Raw genomic sequence first — 929 nt, 5'->3', positions numbered from 1 at the left:
TTAGAGTGTGTTTGTAAATGAGTATTAAGCGGTCTTTTCTTTCCATCGGGTGTGGTTCTTTGTTAATCGTTTGAGCATTAACCGAATCATCACGATATAAACCATGCCAGCGTGATTTTCGGGTAACCGTTCATAGTCTCGCGTTAAGCTCCTGGCATTATCGAGCCAAGCCCAAGTTCTTTCTACAACCCATCGCATCGGTTCCACTTCAAACGTTCCAGAACTGACTCGTTCTGAAATCTCCATGACCACCCCATAGACGGCTTCAATATCACGAACCAGATCTCCTCGATAGCTCTTGTCTGCTAGAATCTTGGCGATCCGCTCATACTGCTCTAAGACGGGCAACAAGACCCAGGGTGCTATTTTTACATCCGCACAATTCGCCGCACTGACGTGGCAGTTTAAGACCAAGCCTAAGACATCCACCGCGATATGACGCTTGCGACCTTTTACCTTTTTGTTGCCATCGACTCCAATTTCGACCCCCCTTTTTGCCCCAGTTTGACCGACTGGCTGTCGATGACCGTTAAACTGGGCTGTTCTTCTCGACCTGCGGCAACCCGCACCTGTCGCACCAAAACCGCATTAATCTCTTCCCATACTCCTAAGTTTACCCACACCCGAAAATAGCCATACACCGTTTGCCAAGCTGGAAAATCAGAAGGTAAGTTCCGCCATTTTGTGCCATTGTCGGCTCGATAGAAGATGGCATCCAACACATCTCGTAAATCCACTTCTCGCAAGCGTCCTACTAGTTTGTCATCCGGCAATAGCGGTTCAATCCATTGCCATTCTGAGTCGGTTAAATCACTGGTATATTGTTTATGCTCACCCATAGTTCATCTCATGCCAAACCTATTCCCTGATATCACTTCACTACTGAACAGGTACTAAGTTTGTAATAGTTGTTTACAAACACTCTCTTA

At 46.4% G+C, this 929-nt stretch carries 2 protein-coding genes; both read right to left on the bottom strand.

The window, feature by feature from the left end; genetic code table 11:
- Positions 1-24: 24 nt before the first annotated feature.
- Positions 25-435 carry a transposase gene (locus tag A8707_RS27775; protein ID WP_231948490.1) on the bottom strand — a complete coding sequence of 137 codons (411 nt, stop codon included), beginning with the start codon at positions 433-435 and terminating at the stop codon, positions 25-27.
- A gap of 17 nt (positions 436-452) precedes the next feature.
- Positions 453-839 (bottom strand): transposase, encoded by a 387-nt coding sequence (locus A8707_RS27770; RefSeq protein WP_068820410.1) that lies wholly within the window; start codon positions 837-839, stop codon positions 453-455.
- Positions 840-929: the final 90 nt, after the last annotated feature.

Origin of the sequence: Phormidesmis priestleyi BC1401 (assembly GCF_001650195.1) — a bacterium.
Classification (GTDB): Bacteria; Cyanobacteriota; Cyanobacteriia; order Leptolyngbyales; family Leptolyngbyaceae; genus Phormidesmis_A; species Phormidesmis_A priestleyi_B.
The sequence above is the reverse complement of the archived record's forward strand: the minus strand, read 5'-3'. Positions and strand labels throughout refer to the sequence as shown.